Annotated in this window: 14 protein-coding genes; 5 read left to right on the top strand and 9 right to left on the bottom strand. The window is 57.1% G+C overall.

All coding sequences use genetic code 11. The features are described 5' to 3' along the window. Positions 1-347 precede the first annotated feature (347 nt). The gene (locus tag ACWIUF_RS13485; RefSeq protein WP_448572953.1) at positions 348-767 is read left to right on the top strand and encodes a slr1601 family putative cell division protein; all 420 of its coding nucleotides are present in this window, start codon (positions 348-350) and stop codon (positions 765-767) included. 322 nt (positions 768-1,089) lie between these two features. Here ACWIUF_RS13485 and ACWIUF_RS13480 read toward each other — a convergent pair whose 3' ends face one another. The 6 genes from ACWIUF_RS13480 to ACWIUF_RS13455 form a co-directional block, all read right to left on the bottom strand. Beyond that, positions 1,090-1,290, bottom strand: a complete 201-nt coding sequence (locus tag ACWIUF_RS13480; protein WP_448572952.1) for a hypothetical protein — start codon at positions 1,288-1,290, stop codon at positions 1,090-1,092. A 159-nt stretch (positions 1,291-1,449) separates the two neighbouring features. Next, on the bottom strand, positions 1,450-2,421 hold the full coding sequence (locus tag ACWIUF_RS13475; protein WP_448572951.1) for an ABC transporter permease: 972 nt from the start codon (positions 2,419-2,421) through the stop codon (positions 1,450-1,452). A gap of 18 nt (positions 2,422-2,439) precedes the next feature. Next, complete coding sequence (locus tag ACWIUF_RS13470) at positions 2,440-4,101, bottom strand: DUF3352 domain-containing protein (RefSeq protein WP_448572950.1); 1,662 nt, start codon at positions 4,099-4,101, stop codon at positions 2,440-2,442. A gap of 231 nt (positions 4,102-4,332) precedes the next feature. Beyond that, the gene (locus tag ACWIUF_RS13465) at positions 4,333-5,271 is read right to left on the bottom strand and encodes a histone deacetylase family protein (protein WP_448572949.1); all 939 of its coding nucleotides are present in this window, start codon (positions 5,269-5,271) and stop codon (positions 4,333-4,335) included. 126 nt (positions 5,272-5,397) lie between these two features. Continuing rightward, entirely contained in the window at positions 5,398-7,986 is a 2,589-nt protein-coding gene (locus tag ACWIUF_RS13460; protein WP_448572948.1) for a LysM peptidoglycan-binding domain-containing protein, read from the bottom strand. A gap of 769 nt (positions 7,987-8,755) precedes the next feature. Then, positions 8,756-9,217: a tRNA (cytidine(34)-2'-O)-methyltransferase gene (locus ACWIUF_RS13455; protein WP_448572947.1), complete on the bottom strand. Its 462-nt coding sequence runs from the start codon at positions 9,215-9,217 to the stop codon at positions 8,756-8,758. A gap of 137 nt (positions 9,218-9,354) precedes the next feature. Between ACWIUF_RS13455 and ACWIUF_RS13450 the strand changes: the two genes are divergently transcribed. Continuing rightward, the gene (locus ACWIUF_RS13450) at positions 9,355-9,588 is read left to right on the top strand and encodes a hypothetical protein (protein ID WP_448572945.1); all 234 of its coding nucleotides are present in this window, start codon (positions 9,355-9,357) and stop codon (positions 9,586-9,588) included. Between the two features lie 245 nt (positions 9,589-9,833). Beyond that, complete coding sequence (locus ACWIUF_RS13445; protein ID WP_448572944.1) at positions 9,834-10,448, top strand: rhomboid family intramembrane serine protease; 615 nt, start codon at positions 9,834-9,836, stop codon at positions 10,446-10,448. A gap of 197 nt (positions 10,449-10,645) precedes the next feature. Here the strand turns inward: ACWIUF_RS13445 and ACWIUF_RS13440 are convergent, their stop codons facing one another. Beyond that, the gene (locus ACWIUF_RS13440) at positions 10,646-11,926 is read right to left on the bottom strand and encodes an aminotransferase class I/II-fold pyridoxal phosphate-dependent enzyme (RefSeq protein ID WP_448572943.1); all 1,281 of its coding nucleotides are present in this window, start codon (positions 11,924-11,926) and stop codon (positions 10,646-10,648) included. Positions 11,927-12,515: 589 nt separating this feature from the next. Between ACWIUF_RS13440 and ACWIUF_RS13435 the strand changes: the two genes are divergently transcribed. After that, entirely contained in the window at positions 12,516-13,766 is a 1,251-nt protein-coding gene (locus ACWIUF_RS13435) for an MFS transporter (RefSeq protein ID WP_448572941.1), read from the top strand. A gap of 335 nt (positions 13,767-14,101) precedes the next feature. On the opposite strand, the gene ACWIUF_RS13430 is transcribed toward ACWIUF_RS13435, so the two are convergent. Continuing rightward, positions 14,102-14,980, bottom strand: a complete 879-nt coding sequence (locus tag ACWIUF_RS13430) for an NAD(P)-dependent oxidoreductase (protein ID WP_448572940.1) — start codon at positions 14,978-14,980, stop codon at positions 14,102-14,104. Between the two features lie 63 nt (positions 14,981-15,043). Further along, positions 15,044-15,961 carry a LysM peptidoglycan-binding domain-containing M23 family metallopeptidase gene (locus tag ACWIUF_RS13425; protein WP_448572939.1) on the bottom strand — a complete coding sequence of 306 codons (918 nt, stop codon included), beginning with the start codon at positions 15,959-15,961 and terminating at the stop codon, positions 15,044-15,046. Between the two features lie 126 nt (positions 15,962-16,087). Between ACWIUF_RS13425 and ACWIUF_RS13420 the strand changes: the two genes are divergently transcribed. Next, positions 16,088-17,287 carry an HhoA/HhoB/HtrA family serine endopeptidase gene (locus ACWIUF_RS13420; protein ID WP_448572938.1) on the top strand — a complete coding sequence of 400 codons (1,200 nt, stop codon included), beginning with the start codon at positions 16,088-16,090 and terminating at the stop codon, positions 17,285-17,287. Positions 17,288-17,493: the final 206 nt, after the last annotated feature.

Raw genomic sequence — 17,493 nt, 5'->3', positions numbered from 1 at the left:
TGCTATTGAGTCGTTCGTTCATGCAGGCCGACATTGCTGTCATCCTAAGACGGGTTGATGAGCAGGATGATCATCCTTGCTTGCCTATTAGTATCTTCAATTTTAGCGGATTGGTAAAACCGTCTTTTCACGGATGTCTCATTGGGGTTATCTCACCCCCAGTACGCCCTCTCTGATCAGGCTGATCATGGATGAGGCAGGGGGGCAAGGTGCGCTGGGGGGGAAGAGCGGTGGCTAGCCGCAGATTCGGGAATCATCGGCGAAGATCTAGCCGTAAACGGAGCGATCGCCTACAATCCAATTGCCTATTTTCATTGTTCTACACTGACCTGCTGAATTAACTCCCCATGTTTGCCCCTCCATCGCCAACGGCAATTGCCCCGTCTGATCGCCTGAGTCGGCGGGCCGATCGCCGCCGTCGCGCCCACGCATTCCACCCCGCCTATCGTCCACAGACGATCGAGGTCGCGATCAAATTTGGCATGAATGCACTATTCATTTTGGGATGCGTAGCGGCGTTGCTGCACCTGCTACCCCAAATTCGGAACCAACAACGGGAATTGCAGGAAATTCAGGCAGAAGCCACATTGACCAAGACCCGCGTTGAGCATTTGCAAGCAGACTTCGATCGCTACTTTGATCCCCAACAAGCCAAGAGTGTGATGCAGGAGCAGGGACACCGGGTTGACCCCAGCCAACGTCGCGTTGTGTTTCTTGAACCCAAACCCTCGCCAATGCCTGAGGAGTCACCGCTGCCCCTCAATTAAGGCGTTTGCCGTAATGCGGGTACAGGATTGGACGCAAAAAATAGGGCGCTCTGCGCCCTGCGATCGCGTTAGTTGTCTAGTGGATTGAGGTTTAATAGCTTAAATTCAGAAAATTTCAGTCACATCGATTTTCTGGCGGGCAGTCACGCGGCTGGGCACTTAGCCCCTCTTATCTGAGTGGTATCATTAAGCCTTATCCAGAACAGGGCTAAACTGAGCCAAGTAGACAGCAATATCGAAGTTTGTTGCTGAGCTTGATAATGGAAAACTACCTAGATAGAGCGGTAGGTTGCCAAAATTCGTGTAGCGAGTGGGTCAATTTCTAGAGAAGTAAACGGGTTACCCGTACATCATATTCCGTAGCTTTGGGATAGTCGCCAGTGGCCTGTCCCCGCGCCATGCGATCAGCCTGCTCCCGTGATTCTGCATCCACCTCGTAACGTGCAGACATCAACCGTGAATGGTTGCAGGCTTGTTCGAGATATTCCTTCATGTCAACGAAGACTTCGTAGGTGTGAACCATTGGACCAGCCCCTCCTAGAGGCAAGTACAGATCAGTTATCCCACCAGTATAAAAAGTTCTTTCCAGGAAAGTTCAGGGTCCAGAGAGTTAGTGATATTCTGCAATGAAATGTTGCGGTTTGACATGTTTGGTAATGGTTATTGTAAAGTTCTGAATCCTTCAGTCTGGCTCAAATATTTTACCGAGGGCGGCGGGCGGATTCATTGGTAGGAGCTGGCCTAGGGAGTGTCTGAGGGCAGTGGGTAACCGGTTTGAGAGACGATCGAGCCAATTTCCAGACGTTACGACTAAGGCCACAATCATTAAAACGAAGGGAGCCACACTAAAGACTTGGGTGGGCACACCAGTCATGATGGCCTGGGCAACGCTGGCCAAGGATTGTAGGATGCCAAAGAGGTAGGCACCGAGGGCCACGCGTAGGGGCTGCCACCCGCCAAAGATCACGATCGCTAGGGCAATCCAGCCATAGCCCGCCGTATGGCGATGGCTCCAGCCAGCTTTGAAATCCAGGGAAAACGCTGCCCCAGCAATACCGACCAGGGCACCACCCAGCAGGGTATAGACATAGCGCCAGCGGATGACGGGTATCCCCCGGGCAAATGCTGCTGCTGGTTGTTCCCCGATCGCCCGTAGGGTTAACCCACTGCGGGTGCGATATAGATAAAACCAGCAAAAACCGATCAGCAGATAGCTGCTATAGACCAACAGATCGGCTTGGAAAAACAGAGGGCCGACGATCGGAAGCTGTTGCAAGCCCGGTAGGGGAAAGTGCGGTACGGTGGGACCGGGAACTCGCACTACAGGGTTCCCCAGGAAGGAAGACAAGTCGCCGCACAGCAAGGTCAACACAAAGCCGATCGCCACCTGAGACTGGTGCAGGGTAATGGCCCCATAGGCAACCACTAAAGCGACCAGCATCCCCACGATCGCCGCCCCCAGAAATCCCAACAGGAGGCTATGACTGTATTTGGCAATCGCAAAACCCGTCATGGCACTCAGGAGCATCGTCCCCTCCAGGGAGAGGTTGATCACCCCCGCCCGCTCTGTCAGGGTTTCCCCCATACAAGCAAAAATTAGGGGCGTTGACGTGGCGATCGCTGTCGCCAGAATTGTGATCAGTTCCGGTCCCATCTCTCCTCGCTAGCGTGGCTAAGGTGTTCCCCGATTCAGTTTGACAAAAATATCGTAACGGGTGGTGCGTTGGTCATTGACAGCAGCAGTGACACCGATCGCCTGCAAGCCCTCTAGCAAGGGTTGGCGATCACTGGCCCAGGGTAGGGAGAGGGACCGGGTAGGCACGGGTGGGCTGAGGTTCAAGTAGAAATGGCCGTTACTGGGATTGAGCTGCATGGGAACGGTGCTCTGATAGGCTTCCGATTGGCTGAGGGGTTGGGTGGGGCGGGGGACCAATTGACTGGCCAATTGGGGACCCAGGGTCAAAAAGACCGTGTTGCCCTCTAGCCAACCGTGGGTGACGGTAAGACCGCTGACAGCAACGGGCGGTGTCCACTGGGTGACGGGTTGACGGTTGACTTCGACGGTTTCAACCCGAAAGCGATAGCGCTCCTGAACCTGACGATCGAGGGTTTGCAGGGCGGTCTCCGCCGCTCGACGATCGCTGGCCTGTACCATCAGGGTTAAGCCTGCCGCAAATTGGGGGCGATCGCTGGTTGGGGGTCTGAGTAAGGCGAGGGCAAATTCCCCGCCCATCCAGCGCAGCCAATCCTGCTCCAGATCCATACCCGTAATCGATTTGACCCCAACCCGCAGGCTATCGGGGTTGATCGGAGAGTTGGGGTTGGCCTCTGCCGCCTGGATGTAGTCCTGCCAGAGGTGTTGCAGATTACCCCCCGTGAGCATCATGAACGTACTGTCGGGCAGGCGAGCAGCCATGTTGTTACCGGTATTGGTGACCCGTTTTTTAACGCTGCTATCGGGTTTGAGCCAGGAGATACCCTGGAGTGCCATGCCGTTATCCCGCCACTGGGCTGTCACAGCCATCCCCTGTTGCTGCTGTAATTGGGTTAAGGCTTGGGAGGGGAAGGACTTGGGAGCCTGACTGAGGCTGAGGGTGGCAGCCTCCGGCACGTTGAGGTAAAGCTGGGCGAAGGGCTTGTCTACCTCAATGCTGGCAAAGGCTCGTCGATACCCCGGCGTCTGGGTGAGGCTATGATCGCCCCGATAGGCATCGATCGCCCGCTCCGTCACCTTCGGATCGGTGGTAATTACCACATAGCGGTTATCCAGAACCGTGAGCGAGAGGGTTTGGGCTGGGTCACCGGGGGTTTCAAAGATCGCAAAGCCCCGATAGGCACGCTCCACCCAAGGACGATTCGCGGGGGACTGGGGTTTGCTCAACACCTGTTTGGCTAAGGCTGGATCGGCGATCGGTAACACGGCTAAAAAGGAGTAGGCGGGACTGGGCTGGCTCGCACTCAGGACCGGCGCAGTCCGGGGCAGCACCGCTAGGGTAAAGGCATCCCCCAGCCAGGGTTGGATATCCCGTTCGTAGGTGTAGCCATTACGGGTCAGCCAGCGATCGCGCCACTGCCTCAGGGCATCCTGGACCAATGCACGGGAGCGGGGCGTCCCAAATTCCTGAAATGGCTGCCACTGAGCCGGATCAGTGCTAAGGGTAACCGTGAGGGGGGCCGATCGTGGAATCACATTAGCCCCCACGGGAACAGCAGCCAGATGCGTTTGGCGGCTTGCCAAGGCCCAGTAAGCGGTGATGCCACCCACAATGAGCAGCAACGGCGTACCCAAGGTCAGAATCAGGGGGGGCTGTTTTTTCCGTTTCGGTCTATCCATGAGATTTCTGGGGATGGGATATGCACGCCGGTGTGGTCAGCCATTGACATCGCTCACGTTATACTCGCTAGGCTGTGAGACGTAAAGCCGTCCTAGCAGGACGGGGTTTCAGCCCCAAAGTGTTCGATGACCACTGTCCAGGCAGGCCAGTCTTTCTGCCAATATACCCCGTGAAACGGATGTCCTGTTTTGGACCCCCAATAGTTGTGGGTCAACGGGTCAACGCTCGGCTTACCCCCCAGAAGGGGGCGTCGCCAACGGTAGACACGCCGCGATTGTGGCCAATACCGAGGCGGTTAGTGTGTCCAAATCATAGCCCCCCTCCAAACCAAATAAAATCCGCCGGGTCACTTGCAGGCAATCATGGGTCAATCCCCCAAAGTCAGCCGGTTGTAGGCACAGGCTTGCCAGGGGATCATGATGGTTGGCGTCATATCCGGCACTGACCAGCAGCAAATCCGGCTGAAAGGCTTGTAAAAATGGGATTGCCTGCTGTTGGAGGGGGGGCAAATAATCGGCGATCGTACTCCCCGGCGGCAAGGGGATATTCAAGACATTTTGGTATTTTCCCCGATCGGTGGCTTTGCCTGTTCCCGGATAGCAGGGAAACTGGTGCAGAGAACAATAGGCAATTTGGGGGTGATCTTCCACGATCGCTTGGGTGCCATTGCCGTGATGAACATCCCAATCCAGAATCGCCACCCGCGCCACACCCGGTTGTTGCAGCGCATAGTAGGCCGCGATCGCCGCATTGGCCAATAAACAAAACCCCATCCCCTGATTCCAGAGGGCATGATGCCCCGGCGGACGGACTAACGCAAAAGCGGGTTCACCCGTTGCAAGCACCCCATCCACCCCATCCAACCAGGCACTCACCGCCAGTTGGGCCACGTCATAACTGCGGGGAGAAACCACCGTATCACTGTCTAACAGCCCCCCCCCCATCGCCGCCAATTGGCTCAACCGTTCTAGATAGGAACGGGTATGAACTTTCTGAATCACACTCAGGTCACGCTCAGCGATCGGCGTGGGCGATCGCCACTGGAGCTGATCCGCCCAGGGGGCTGCCCGTAGACCCGCCACAATTGCCACCAGACGATCGGGCGATTCAGGATGCAACCGCCCCGTTTTGTGCTCAAGAAACGCGTCTGAGTAGATAACTGGGAACATAGCCTAAGCGCACCTCTCCTCTGCATCATCGCATGAAAAAAGGGAGCCAATCGGCTCCCCCACACAATTTGTAGCGAATTAGACTAGCGGAGAAACAAAAAATGAAATGGTTAAGCGCGAGATCCCTTAACGACTCGGCAGGAACGCGATCGGGTTAACGGCTCCCCGACCTGCCGGATGGATCTCAAAGTGGAGGTGTGGACCCGTACTAAAGCCCGTACTGCCCATCTCAGCAATTTGCTGACCTTGCTCCACCTGCTGCCCCGGACGGACCAGAATGCGGTTGTTATGGGCATAGAGGGTCAGGCTACCGTCGGGGTGCTGAATCTCCACCAGATTACCATAGCCACCGGAATTCCAACCCGCCGTCACCACCACGCCACCGGCGGCGGCCACGATCGGCGTCCCGATCGGCGCGGCGATGTCAATCCCCTTGTGCATCCGACCCCAGCGCCAACCAAACCCAGAGGTCAGCACCCCACGTGCAGGCCAACTATAGCCGTTAAAGACCGGGGCCGCGTCGGGGAGATAGGAATCGGGATTGGATAGGGCCGGGAGATCCGGAGAAACCGTCCGACCTAGGGATTGCTGAATAATCGGGTCATAGGCCTCAGAGGTCAAGGGAGCTGCCGCAATCAATTGTTCACTGGGGACTGGAGCTACCTTGGGGGCTTCCACACGAGCCGTTTGGCCCGATTGCCAGCGACGGTAAATCCCCGCGTTGTAGTTTTCGACCCCTTGCCAGTCAGGATTCACACGGGCACCCGATCGCGTTGGGGCCGCCGAGGTGGCTGGGGCAATCGCCGTCGGGCTAAGCGTCGGAGCGATCGTCGCGGCCACGGCTTCATCCGCCGTGACTGGGGTTGGGCTGGTGGCCGTTGTCTGGCTAGGGGTCCAACTGGAATAGCGCGATCGCAGTTGCATAACCTCAGCCTTCAGCCGCTCCACATAGGGACTGTACTGTCGTTGCGGCTCAAAGCTAGGCGCGGCTTCAACGGGTGGGGCTTGGGGTTGCCGGGTACCAATCGGCGCAAAGGCAATCGCCGACGCCTGATCCACCTCTGGGACTGGTATACCTGTGATCACCGGAATATCCGAGTTCGGACCACTGGTAGTGGGTACAGTCGTAGTCCCAGCAGGACTCACGAGGTTAGGGAATACCGTCGGGTTAGACGCCATTGGCGAGGTCGCTGGGAAATTGCGGGTCTCCACTGGCACACCCGTCACCACAGGCAGTCCACCACCCATAGCTGCCACCGGGCTACGATTCGCCTGGGGGATACGCAGTACCTGATCAACCTCAATGCGGTTGGGGTCACTGATTTGGTTAACCGCCACCAAGAGGTCACGCGAAACCCCATAATTCCGGGCAATCCCATCCAAGGTATCCCCAGGATTCACCCGATACGTATTGCCCCCTGGGGTAATACTGGCGACGGCTTGGGGCGCCGCCGGAGAGGCGGCTGCCGGGGGGGTACTCAAAGGCGATGGTAGTTCTACCTCCGATCGCACCTCCGTGTCTTCTAGCCGGAGCGCGACAACGGCGGCTTGATCTGCCATCTGGGCAGCAGCGTGGGGAACTTGGAGCGTTTGACCCGCCCAAAGCACATTGGGATCACGCAGTCGATTGAGGTTAATCAATTCCGCCTGGGAAGTACCATAGCGATTGGCAATTTCGTTGAGGGTATCGCCTACCTGCACTTGATAAGGCACCGTACGCAGGTTGGGAATTGCAGCAATCTGTAGGGGCTTATCTTGGGAAACCCCCGCTTGCAGCAGGGGAGGAACCGTAGGCACGGCGGTTGGGGGCGTTGCCGCGCTACTAGCGGCCCCAGTACCCGCCCTTTCGGCTAGAGCAGTTGGGGTTGGAAAAGGCTGGCTCGACTCCAGGGCTGCACTCACCGTCAAGGGAGACGCTGGCGCGGTTGTCTCCGGTGCGGTTGTCTCCGGCGCAGGGGCTGTTTGCAGGGTTTCTAAGCTCTGCTTGAGGGATTCCCGCTTCTCTTTCAGGCGGTTAAGGGCCACCTCTTGCTTGGCCTTGAGCAGGTCATTGACGTTCCCCGGCACCACAACGGGGTTTGGGGTCCCTTGGCCTTCACCTGGGGCAGCCAATTGCTGGGGTGCAACCTGATAGGTCCGGGAGACAGCCTCCAGGGTTTCACCAGCCTGCAATTCATGCACAATCCCGTTGATCGAGGGAATGCGCAGAATTTGGCCCACCCGTAGGACAGTTTCCGGGGGCAAATGGTTAGAAGCCGCGATCGCCGCCGCATCAACCCGATAGAGCCGTGCAATATCCCAAAGCGTCTGACCTTCCTGAACAATATGCTCCAGGACAGTGGCTTTAACCTCAGTCTCAGAGGAGAAAGTCGTGATCGGGGCTTCGCTTGGCTCAACCTCAGAGACAGTAGCCGCCAAGTCGGCAGCGGTCGGCAGGACGGGAACAGCGGCCTCACTCGTAGTAGCAGAATTTGGCTCAACGGCGAGGGCTTGACCCCGTTGGGAATGGAGCAAAAAGTCAGAAATCCCGACGGAAAGCGCTAGCCCGAGCATCGCGGCAGATGTGTGGGCACGACGATTGCGGCCAAGGTCGGGGAGTGCCTGCTTGAGTTGCTCAAGGGCCGAAACTTCCCCTTTAGAGTTTACGTCGGGGAGCACAGTGGCACGGTCCACCGTGTTCGCCTGATCTACGTGCCCCGCTGCTGCGCTGGGCATAGCGGCAGGGACGCATAACGGCTTAACCCCTTCTGAAAATCCTCGTGTCAAGGAACGACCTCCTAAACGACCAGCATGAACTGTCTTGGGTACTTCGGACTGAATTCGGGTACTTCGGGCAGTTGCAGATCAATGACAAAGATCACAACCAGTTAGCGATCAGCGTCATTGACGGTAATTACACTCACGAAAGCTTACCCTGCTTTTCTGATTTAGACAAGATTCAGAAACTTATCAAAATCTGATTGGACTGTTTAATGACAGCCAGATTGCCTGAGAAATCGCTGTTCTCTGCTGATTTCTGTAGCTCAAAAGCGGGCAGATCACCCTTGTAAAGGCGAACTCTAAGGCAAGTCGGGCAAAATTGCATCCGTATTAATCCCTGCCGATATCCCCATTGGTGCACACCCTCTCGTGGTTGATCGTCGCCACAACGCTCTGGACGATCGCCTGCTAATAGTTGCTATAGCTGGGATTCAGCAGCCACCCGTGCCAAAACTATTCACCCTCAATCGGGAACGTCCGGACAGAAACGGGAAGGATAATGACAAAAATCTATCGATAGCGAATGCCTGAGTTGCGGCTTTAGCTATAGGAATCTCTTATTAGAAAGGATCATTTTTGTAGCCTAGCTATCTGTATTTCGGCGATCGGTGGCTCATATTTTCGGACAAGTGGCCTCAGGGTTGCGAGGACCGGATAGACGCCATCCGACCGATCGCCCCCCTAAAGTCGCCGCAACTTGGCTCGGACCTTATTGCCCAATCGGCTAATCTAAATACCCCAGTTGGCGACGTGCTTCAAACAACCCTAAGGCCGCACTTACGGAGAGGTTGAGACTACGGACCTGTGTTTGGGACATGGGGATATACACGGTCGCCTGACAGGCAGCGAGGACAGCCGTGGGCAGACCTGCCGTCTCGCTGCCAAACAGCAGCCAGTCATCGGCCTGAAAGCGGAAGTGGGTATAGTTGTGTTGCCCTTGGGTGGCAAAGCCAATCCAGCGTCCACCCTGTTGGGCATGGCAGGCTTGAAAGGCTGCAAGGCTTTCGTGGTAATGGACTTCGACGTAGGGCCAGTAGTCCAGGCCGGCCCGCTTTAAGGTGCGATCGCTGATCTCAAAGCCAAGGGGGCCAACCAAATGCAGGGCGGTCTTCGTTGCTGCACAGGTGCGGGCAATATTACCGGTATTGGGGGGAATCTGGGGATAAATCAGAGCAACCTGAGGCATAGCGCCAGTTTCTGCAAAATTAGCCAGTCAGTATTCTAGGGGGGATTGGGAGCGCCACTGATATTGTTTTTTAATTATTCCCCCAGGACGCGGAACAATTAAATATTTTAAACTTTTAGGGACAGATCCGGATAGACGTGTTAACCCTGCCCTATCTTGCAGGCGCTGATATCCTCAGCAGTACTGGGCTACGTGGCTTTGCGGGCAAGATTTTGCGGGCGATTTCTCAAGACACGGCGCTGCAGGCTATGCCCATGAATGGGATGTTGCCCAACATCGGGCTAGTTAATCGTGATGCGTCAGATGGCATAGGCGGATGTCAAACCGGCGAAGCCAAACCCGTCCTCGCCGACTCCCTATGTCGGGTCTGAATGACTATCCTTGATATATAGATATCAACAGATATCAACATAGACCTTCAAGGCAGCAATCCTGAACTCCCCTAAGCCCTAGGGGGCGGCAGGGGACAGGGCGGGATTGCGGGGGAGGTTGGGTTCCCCTGGCTCTGGGCAATGACCTGATCGCCAACGGCATCCAGCCCAACCGCAGTAGCCGTGATCCTTGGAGCCTAGGCATCCCTGCCTGAGCCGATGCTGGTTATTGAGCGGTACTGACTATGACGCAAAATGAAACACAGGCCCTATGGCGAGAGCTGAAGGTACAAGGCTTGATCCTGGGGGGGTTTGTTGGTTTGATGTGGCTCGTTTTTTTTGCCAACTGGCTCTTCTTTGGCGGACGTCTGAATCTCCTCGGTATTCACCCCCATCATCTGGCGGGATTACGGGGGATTATTTTTGCCCCCTTTTTACATGGGAGCTTGCTGCATCTGATCTCGAATACTCTCCCCTTCCTCACCCTTGGCTGGTTGGTCATGACCCTTGGCTGGTTGGTCATGTGGCGGGAAACCCGTGATTTTTGGCCTGTAACCTTCATTATTTGGATTGTCAGCGGCCTCGGCACCTGGCTGATCGGTGCGCCAACGTCGATTCATATTGGGGCCAGTGGTCTGGTGTTTGGCTATCTGGGTTATTTGATTATGCGGGGATATTTCGATCGCAGTCTGCCCGCGATCGCCTTTTCCGTGGTGGTGATTGTCCTCTATGGCGGGATGCTCTGGGGGATTTTGCCCCTGAGCTATGGGGTTTCCTGGCAGGGTCACCTCTTTGGTTTGATTGGCGGGGGCATTGCGGCCTATGTGTTGAGTCCGCGATCGTCTCGACGGCGATCGTAGCGATCGGTGGCCAGATACTCCGGGCATCTGCGCTTGGGTGAGCGATCGCTCACGGCCAGGGCTGCTGGGGGATACCGATCGCCTTATCGCGGGTCCAGAGGGAATCGTTCGCGGGTCCAGAGGGAATCGTGGGCTGACCGTTGATCGATATCGTGCCAGCCGCCGTATCTATCAATCGTTTGCATCCCCTGCAATCGTTAGGCACTAATCATTGACTTATAAAAGGCTTCACGGGTTGCCACCATCCCTTCCACCAATTGCTCTATCTCGGCCTGGGTATGGAGGGCGGTTGCGGTAATCCGTAGGCGCGGTTTGGCAATAAACCAAATCGGCGAGATCCAAATCCCATGATGCTCCAACAAGTGACGGGCAAAGGGCTTGGGGGCAAGTTCCGGGGGCAGCAAGACCGGGATGACATTTGTCTCACCGATCGCGTTAAACCCCTGCTCCACCAGCCGCGATCGCAGGTATTGGGTATTGGCCTGGAGGGTTTGTACCAGTTCCGGGTGTTGGCGGACCTGGCGAATGCTTTCCAGGGCAGCGGCAGTGGTGGGCGGCGGCAGGGAAATGGTCCCGATCGAGGTGGGCGAAGCTTCCAGCAGATCGATTAACTCTGGCAGGTGGCTACTAATTGCCGCCCCGGCTGAGGCCGCAAACTTGGAGAAGGTGGTCATAATCAACGGTACAACGCCGCGATCGAGGACCTGTTGGGGGGTCATACCGAAATGTTCATAAATTCCCCCCCCATTGGGGCCAATCGCACCACTGGCGTGGGCCTCATCCATCACCAACACACTGCCGGGATAATGCTCCAACACCTCCACCATTTGCGGTAGCGGAGCCAAATCGCCATCCATTGAGAACACAGCGTCGGACACCACCAGGATGCGATCGTTGGGCTTGGCATAGCGCCGCAGCTTCCGGCTGAGGTCTTCCACATCACAGTGGCGATAGGCTTTCACCCGCACATTGGGGCTATGGCTGAACATTTTGCCCGATCGGTTATCCGCATTAGCCACCGCCGAGACAATGCAGCCGTGGTTAAGCACATCCGTCATAATCAGGGCTTCGCGGGTATTTTGGAAGCCAGGAACGGGGATAGCTAGGTGGCAGTAGGCATCAATGAGGGCCTGCATAGCCATCCAAGCGTTGAGGAACAGTTGGGTATGGGGTAGATGCTTAAAGGCGGAAATTTCTTGTTCTAGTTGCCGGTGCAGGTCAATGCGGCCACTGAGGGAGGAACAGGAGCTATTCGAGGTGCCATATTGGAGAATGGCCGCGATCGCGGCTTGTTTGACGGCATCTGATTGCACCAGTCCTAAAACGTCGTTGCTGCAAAAGCTTAAAACCTTAGAACGCTGCCCACCAGGGACAGCCTCAATCTCAACCCAACTCCCCTGCTTGTGGTGACAAATGTATTCGTCCGGATAGAGACCATGCTTATAGATGGCCTGCATGTACTCCTTGATTACTTCCACGATCTACTCCATTGACCGATGTTTAGACAGCCGATTCAGCGACAGGATGGTGTCCCTCAGTACTCCCGTTTGGCGGTGCCGCAAACTGTTTAGATTGTTGCATAAACTGTTCGTATTGCCCGATTATTACCCGCTGCAAGGCAAAGATCGCCGGGTTAGTCACCCCGTAGCGTCGTTAGGGGGCGCTGTATCGGTCTGCAAGTTCGTTGGCAACCCTAACCAGGATAACGGGCACACCCATCCGGTATTGTGCCGATAGCCCTGCTAGGGCGGCTGTGATCAGGGGGGCCGGTCATCCCTTGCAATGGCGCAGGGGGCACTCTCCCACTCTCAAGGTGGCGAGCATTGCCAATAGCGGGACGGGTCGTCAATTGAGATGGTGCGGGGTGTCACTTTGTTCCCTGTCCAAGTTCCCTGTCCGACTCAATGCCCACGCGCTGGGGACCCCACCTTGCATCAATGCCTCCCGGCATCCCCGGTGACGGTTGAGCGCGCTCTGATCAAAACGGGCGACCTCAGCAGCCGCTAAGGTATAGTCGCAGACAGTTCCTGCGCAGAGCCATTTGCCCGGTCCTTGACACACACCTGTATGACAGATCCTAGAACGCTTCGTCCCCAGGGACCTTTCGATTTTATTAAACCGGAACAGCGCCCAATCCTCCTCCTAATGCTGGCGGCGGGTGGTTTGACCAGTGTTACGGGCACGATCGTCGCTCCCCTCTTTCCGGAGATTGTGGCAACCCTCCAGGTGGACCCCCGCTGGGCTGGGCTGCTCGTCAGTATGCACACGCTCACCACGGCCCTGTTTAGCCCGGTCTGGGGGATTCTGGCCGATCGTATTGGCAAGGTGAAGGTGTTGGTGCCCGCCCTATTGGCCTATGCCCTGTTTGGCGCGATTGGGGCCTATATGACCGATTTTGCCGGTTTGCTGTTATCGCGTGCCTTGGTGGGAATGGCCAGTGCCGGGATTGCAGCGGCCAGTATTGGGGTGTTGGGCAGTCTTTATGAGGGCGAGTCCCGCACCAAGCTGATGGGCTATGCCACCAGTGTCCTGTCGGTGGCGACGATTATTTTCCCGATCTTAAGCGGTGGGATCGGGCGCACCTGGGGCTGGCAGTGGGCCTTCGCCCTCTACGGGTTGGGGATTCCAGTGGCGGTAGCTGCGTTATTGATCCTGCGAGAACCGGAGGAACCCCAAGCGGCAGCGGTGCGTTTAGGTCAAACCCAGGAATTGTGGCAAACCTTGCAACGACCGGAGGTGCTGGTTCTATTCCTAGGGCTGGGTTTGGCTTCGGTCCTGTTTTACATCGTGATTATTTATGCGCCCCTCCATTTCAGGGCCGCGATCGGGGCGGATACGTTGCTCAATGGTCTGATCCTGGCGTCACGGGCGGTCGGCGCAGCGGTGATCTCGGGGGTGGGGGCAAGTCGGTTGGCCAGTCGTGTGGGGTCCACAAAGGCGATCGCCCTTGGCTTTGCCCTGATGGCTCTCACCCTGGTGACGATTCCGGCCTTGACCATCGTGCCCTGGATTTTGCTAACCGCCCTGCTGTTTGGGGTAGGCTTTGGCATTATCATGCCGAACCTCTATAGTCGGCTGTCAGATCTGGCCCCCGATCGGCAACGGGCGGGGGTATTGGCGATCGGCACTGGCTGCTCTTCCCTGGGCCAATTTATCTCACCACTCCTGTTGGGGCCAGTTTGGCAACAGGCGGGGACGGCGGTGTTCTATGTGGGGGGCGGCGTCGCGATCGCGATCGCCCTTTTGAGTGGGTTATCCCACCGTGCCCAGCCGCCTGGGGGACCGCCCAAGTCAGCTTCTGTCGTAACCAAAGGGTGACGAATCGTTTCTACTTGCACGCCACGCTGTCGGACTTACATATTTGCCTTGGCGATGCTCCTGAGGTTACAGCACTTCCCTACTCGGTAAGGTCCAGACAAGGGGCTTAAGCCCCTTGTTCGCTAGGCTTGACAGCACTTCATTAGCAAGGGAACGACTGTATTGGCATCCATCGGCTGGGCATTCCGTCTTGCTCATGTTGCGGGTACTGATAATAATTGCTGTCCTCACATGAAATTTATGGATACCCTGTTTAGCGAATGGGTTGAGCGGGTGTTTTCGTTGTCCTCAAACACGGGCATGGTCATCATGCGCCGACCCGGTCTAATTGTCGGCTATCCCGCGATGCCTGACTGTTCCCGAATACTGCGGGCGATCGCGGACACATCCTCATCGCCATAGCCACGGGCAATGAGTCCCGTTTCAATTTGATCCACATAGGCCGCCACGGGCAATACCACCCCCAATTCCCGCGCCGCTTCCAGGGCAATTTTCAGATCCTTGTGATGCAAGCGTACTCGGAAACCCAGGGGATAGGTATTGGTGATCATATTCTGCGAGCGGTGGGTTAGCCCCCACGAGCCTGCCGCCCCACTGCCCACCGCCTGCACCACCTGCTCCAGATCCAGCCCCGCCTTCAGCCCTAGGGCCATCCCTTCCGCGACCGCTAAATAGGTGCCAGCGACAATCACCTGGTTGATCGCCTTGGTGAGCTGTCCGGCCCCGAGGCCGCCAACATGGGTAATGGTTTTGCCCATTGCCTGGAGTGCGGGTAGGGCTTGGGCCACGGTTTCGGCATCGCCCCCAATCATGATGGACAGTGTGCCGTTTTGTGCCCCTTCCGACCCACCGGACACGGGCGCATCCAGCATTTTGATCCCCTGAGTAGCCAATTGGGCGGCAATGGCACGGGTGACGATCGGGCTAATCGTGGACATATCAATCACGATCGCGCCCGGTTGTGCGCCATGAATCACACCGTTTTCCCCCAGAATGACGGCTTCCACATCGGGACTATCGCTGACACAGGTAATGATCACCTCGGCGCCTCTGGCCGCCTCACTGGGAGAAGCGGCGCGGTTCGCCCCAGCAGCAGCGACGGCGAGTTCGCGATCGCGGGTACGGTTGTGGACCGTTACGGTATGCCCTGCCTTGAGCAAGTTGAGCGCCATCGGTGCCCCCATTGTCCCCAGGCCAATAAAACCCACCTTCATCGCATTTGCCTTCCCTAGAAATCATTGGGTGACTGTGTGTAGACTTGAGCCAGGATGCTGAGGCTAGCGAACGGTCTCAGCCAGGTATGGCATGGGGTCCTGAGCTACCCAGCCCGCTGCCAAATTCCGACGCACTTCAAACAGGAGCGCCGACGGTTCGTTCAGATCTATCAGTGGACTTAAGTAACCAAGGATTTCCCCCGCCTGGACCGCTTGACCGGCTGTCACCACGATCGTCCCCAGGGAGGCATAGCGGGTTTGTAACCCCAGGACATGGTTGATCACGACGAGATTACCATAGCCCGCTTCCCGGCCAGCAAAGGCAACCGTCCCGGCCCCCGCCGCTGCAATGGGGGTTGCGGGAGCCGCCCGCAGTTGCACCCCACTCTGAAATTTGGGGGTTGCCGTTCCCGGTGACCGTTGCCAACCATAGGGGGTCAACACCGTGGCGGGATTATTGGGTAAGGGATAGTGGGTCAGGACGCTAAACAGTTGTGTCTCTGCCACCAGCGGGCGGGGGGATACCTCCGCCGATGTCGCCAATGCCGGTGACCAGGTGACCCCTGGGATAAAGACAACCGTGGGGGTGGCCACACAGCCATTAGCTTCAAACAACACATCTGCCCGGATCGTATAGGTTTGCGCCAGTTGTTGCCAGGTTGTCCCAGGGGCAACGGCAATCCGAACCCCATCATGGGGGGGAATGACAATCTCCTGCCCTACGATCGCCCCCCCCTGTCGTAGACCGGGGTTCAGACCAAGCAAGGTTTCCGGCCTGAGTTGATACTGCTGGGCCAGACTGGCGATCGTCTCCCCCGGTACCACTCGATGCAAGCTTAACCGATCCAGGGCGGCGGGTGGACAGGGTGAGGCCGGTTGAGCAGCCCCGCCTGCCCCCCACCCCACGGTGCCTAGCGTCAGCAGGCCCAATAACCACGGGCGGCAAAAGTAGAAGTCGATGTTAGGGGAACGCGATCGCATGGGTTTACATTTCGCAAGGTTTTCGGTCAAGTTTTGAGACGCAAGGGGCACAAATCCGGAAGTTTTTTTGATTACAGTGGGAACAGTAGCACTGGATGATGCCGTTATAGATTGGGCTAGGGAACTATGGGGCGATCAATCGGACAACTGGGGATTTATGTAACCCTCTTGCTGATCGGCGGGGGGGTGGGGGTAGGGGTAAGTCGCTTTTGGCCCGCAACCCCGCCTGCCGCACACACGATCCCGGTCGTATTGCAATCGCTGCCAATGGCCCAACCAGCAGAACGCGAGGTGCGGGTGATCGAGCGCAATAACCCTAATTTTATTGCAGAGGCGGTGGAGCGGGTGGGGCCAACCGTGGTCCGGATTGATGCCACCCGGCAAGTGGCCAGCGACCTCCCCGAAGCGCTCAATGATCCGCTCCTGCGCCGCTTCTTTGGCAATATGCTGCCGCCCTCTGGTGAGCGAGTGGAACGGGGGACTGGCTCTGGGTTTATCCTAAGCGCCGATGGGCGGCTGATTACCAATGCCCACGTTGTCGATGGGGCCAAAACCGTGCGGGTTTCGTTGAAAGATGGTCGCCAGTTTGAGGGGCGGGTGATTGGGACAGATCCCGTCACCGATATTGCCGTCATTCGCATCGACGCTAGAGAGTTACCCGTGGCTCCCCTAGGCCGATCGGATAACCTCGCGCCCGGCCAGTGGGCGATCGCCATCGGCAATCCCTTGGGGTTAGATAGCACGGTGACGGCGGGGATTATTAGCGCGATCGGACGATCGAGTTCCCAGGTGGGCATTCCCGAAAAACGGGTGAGCTTCATCCAAACCGATGCCGCCATTAATCCCGGCAATTCGGGGGGACCGTTACTCAACGATCGCGGGGAGGTGATTGGCATCAACACCGCCATCCGTGCCAATGCCCAGGGACTGGGTTTTGCCATCCCGATCGAAACCGCCGAGCGCATTGCGGAACAACTGTTCAACAAAGGCCGGGTAGAGCATCCCTTCCTGGGTATCCAGATGGTGGATCTGACCCCGGAACTCCGCAAGGAATTGAACAAGGACGGGGATCTGGGGGTGACGATCGGGCAAGATCGGGGCGTATTGATTGTGCAAGTCCTCACCCCATCGCCCGCCGCCCAGGCTGGATTACGGGCAGGGGATATTATTCAGCGGCTGGAGGGAAACCCCGTAGCTTCCGCTGCAGAAGTTCAGGCAATTGTTGAGGGAAGTAGGGTTGGCAGTACCTTACTAGTGGAAGTCAACCGCCAAGGCAAAGTTCACGAACTGCGAGTTAAGCCGGGGGCCTATCCGATCGCGCCCTAAGGGTCTGGCCTACTCCCCAGCGTCCCAAAAATAAACCCAAGCATCCCTAAGGACATTTGGGTTGGTTGACAACTCCCCGGCCTAAAGGCGCGGGGATTCTTGGCTCACAGGGTGTCTTAGACATTGCCCTCACCAAGCTTCTTGACGATGTGCCCCACCGCTGCAATCCCGCGCTGCCTCACTACCTGAGCCGCTGCTACATCCCG

It is taken from the genome of Trichothermofontia sp. (genome assembly GCF_053493415.1).
Note: the sequence above shows the minus strand (reverse complement) of the source record. Positions and strands in the feature narration are given on the sequence as shown.

Coding starts and splice junctions, on each gene's coding strand:
- ACWIUF_RS13485 (WP_448572953.1), top strand. CDS start 348: ATGTTTGCCCCTCCATCGCCAACGGCAATTGCCCCGTCTGATCGCCTG.
- ACWIUF_RS13480 (WP_448572952.1), bottom strand. CDS start 1,290: ATGGTTCACACCTACGAAGTCTTCGTTGACATGAAGGAATATCTCGAA.
- ACWIUF_RS13475 (WP_448572951.1), bottom strand. CDS start 2,421: ATGGGACCGGAACTGATCACAATTCTGGCGACAGCGATCGCCACGTCA.
- ACWIUF_RS13470 (WP_448572950.1), bottom strand. CDS start 4,101: ATGGATAGACCGAAACGGAAAAAACAGCCCCCCCTGATTCTGACCTTG.
- ACWIUF_RS13465 (WP_448572949.1), bottom strand. CDS start 5,271: ATGTTCCCAGTTATCTACTCAGACGCGTTTCTTGAGCACAAAACGGGG.
- ACWIUF_RS13460 (WP_448572948.1), bottom strand. CDS start 7,986: ATGCCCAGCGCAGCAGCGGGGCACGTAGATCAGGCGAACACGGTGGAC.
- ACWIUF_RS13455 (WP_448572947.1), bottom strand. CDS start 9,217: ATGCCTCAGGTTGCTCTGATTTATCCCCAGATTCCCCCCAATACCGGT.
- ACWIUF_RS13445 (WP_448572944.1), top strand. CDS start 9,834: ATGACGCAAAATGAAACACAGGCCCTATGGCGAGAGCTGAAGGTACAA.
- ACWIUF_RS13435 (WP_448572941.1), top strand. CDS start 12,516: ATGACAGATCCTAGAACGCTTCGTCCCCAGGGACCTTTCGATTTTATT.
- ACWIUF_RS13430 (WP_448572940.1), bottom strand. CDS start 14,980: ATGAAGGTGGGTTTTATTGGCCTGGGGACAATGGGGGCACCGATGGCG.
- ACWIUF_RS13425 (WP_448572939.1), bottom strand. CDS start 15,961: ATGCGATCGCGTTCCCCTAACATCGACTTCTACTTTTGCCGCCCGTGG.
- ACWIUF_RS13420 (WP_448572938.1), top strand. CDS start 16,088: ATGGGGCGATCAATCGGACAACTGGGGATTTATGTAACCCTCTTGCTG.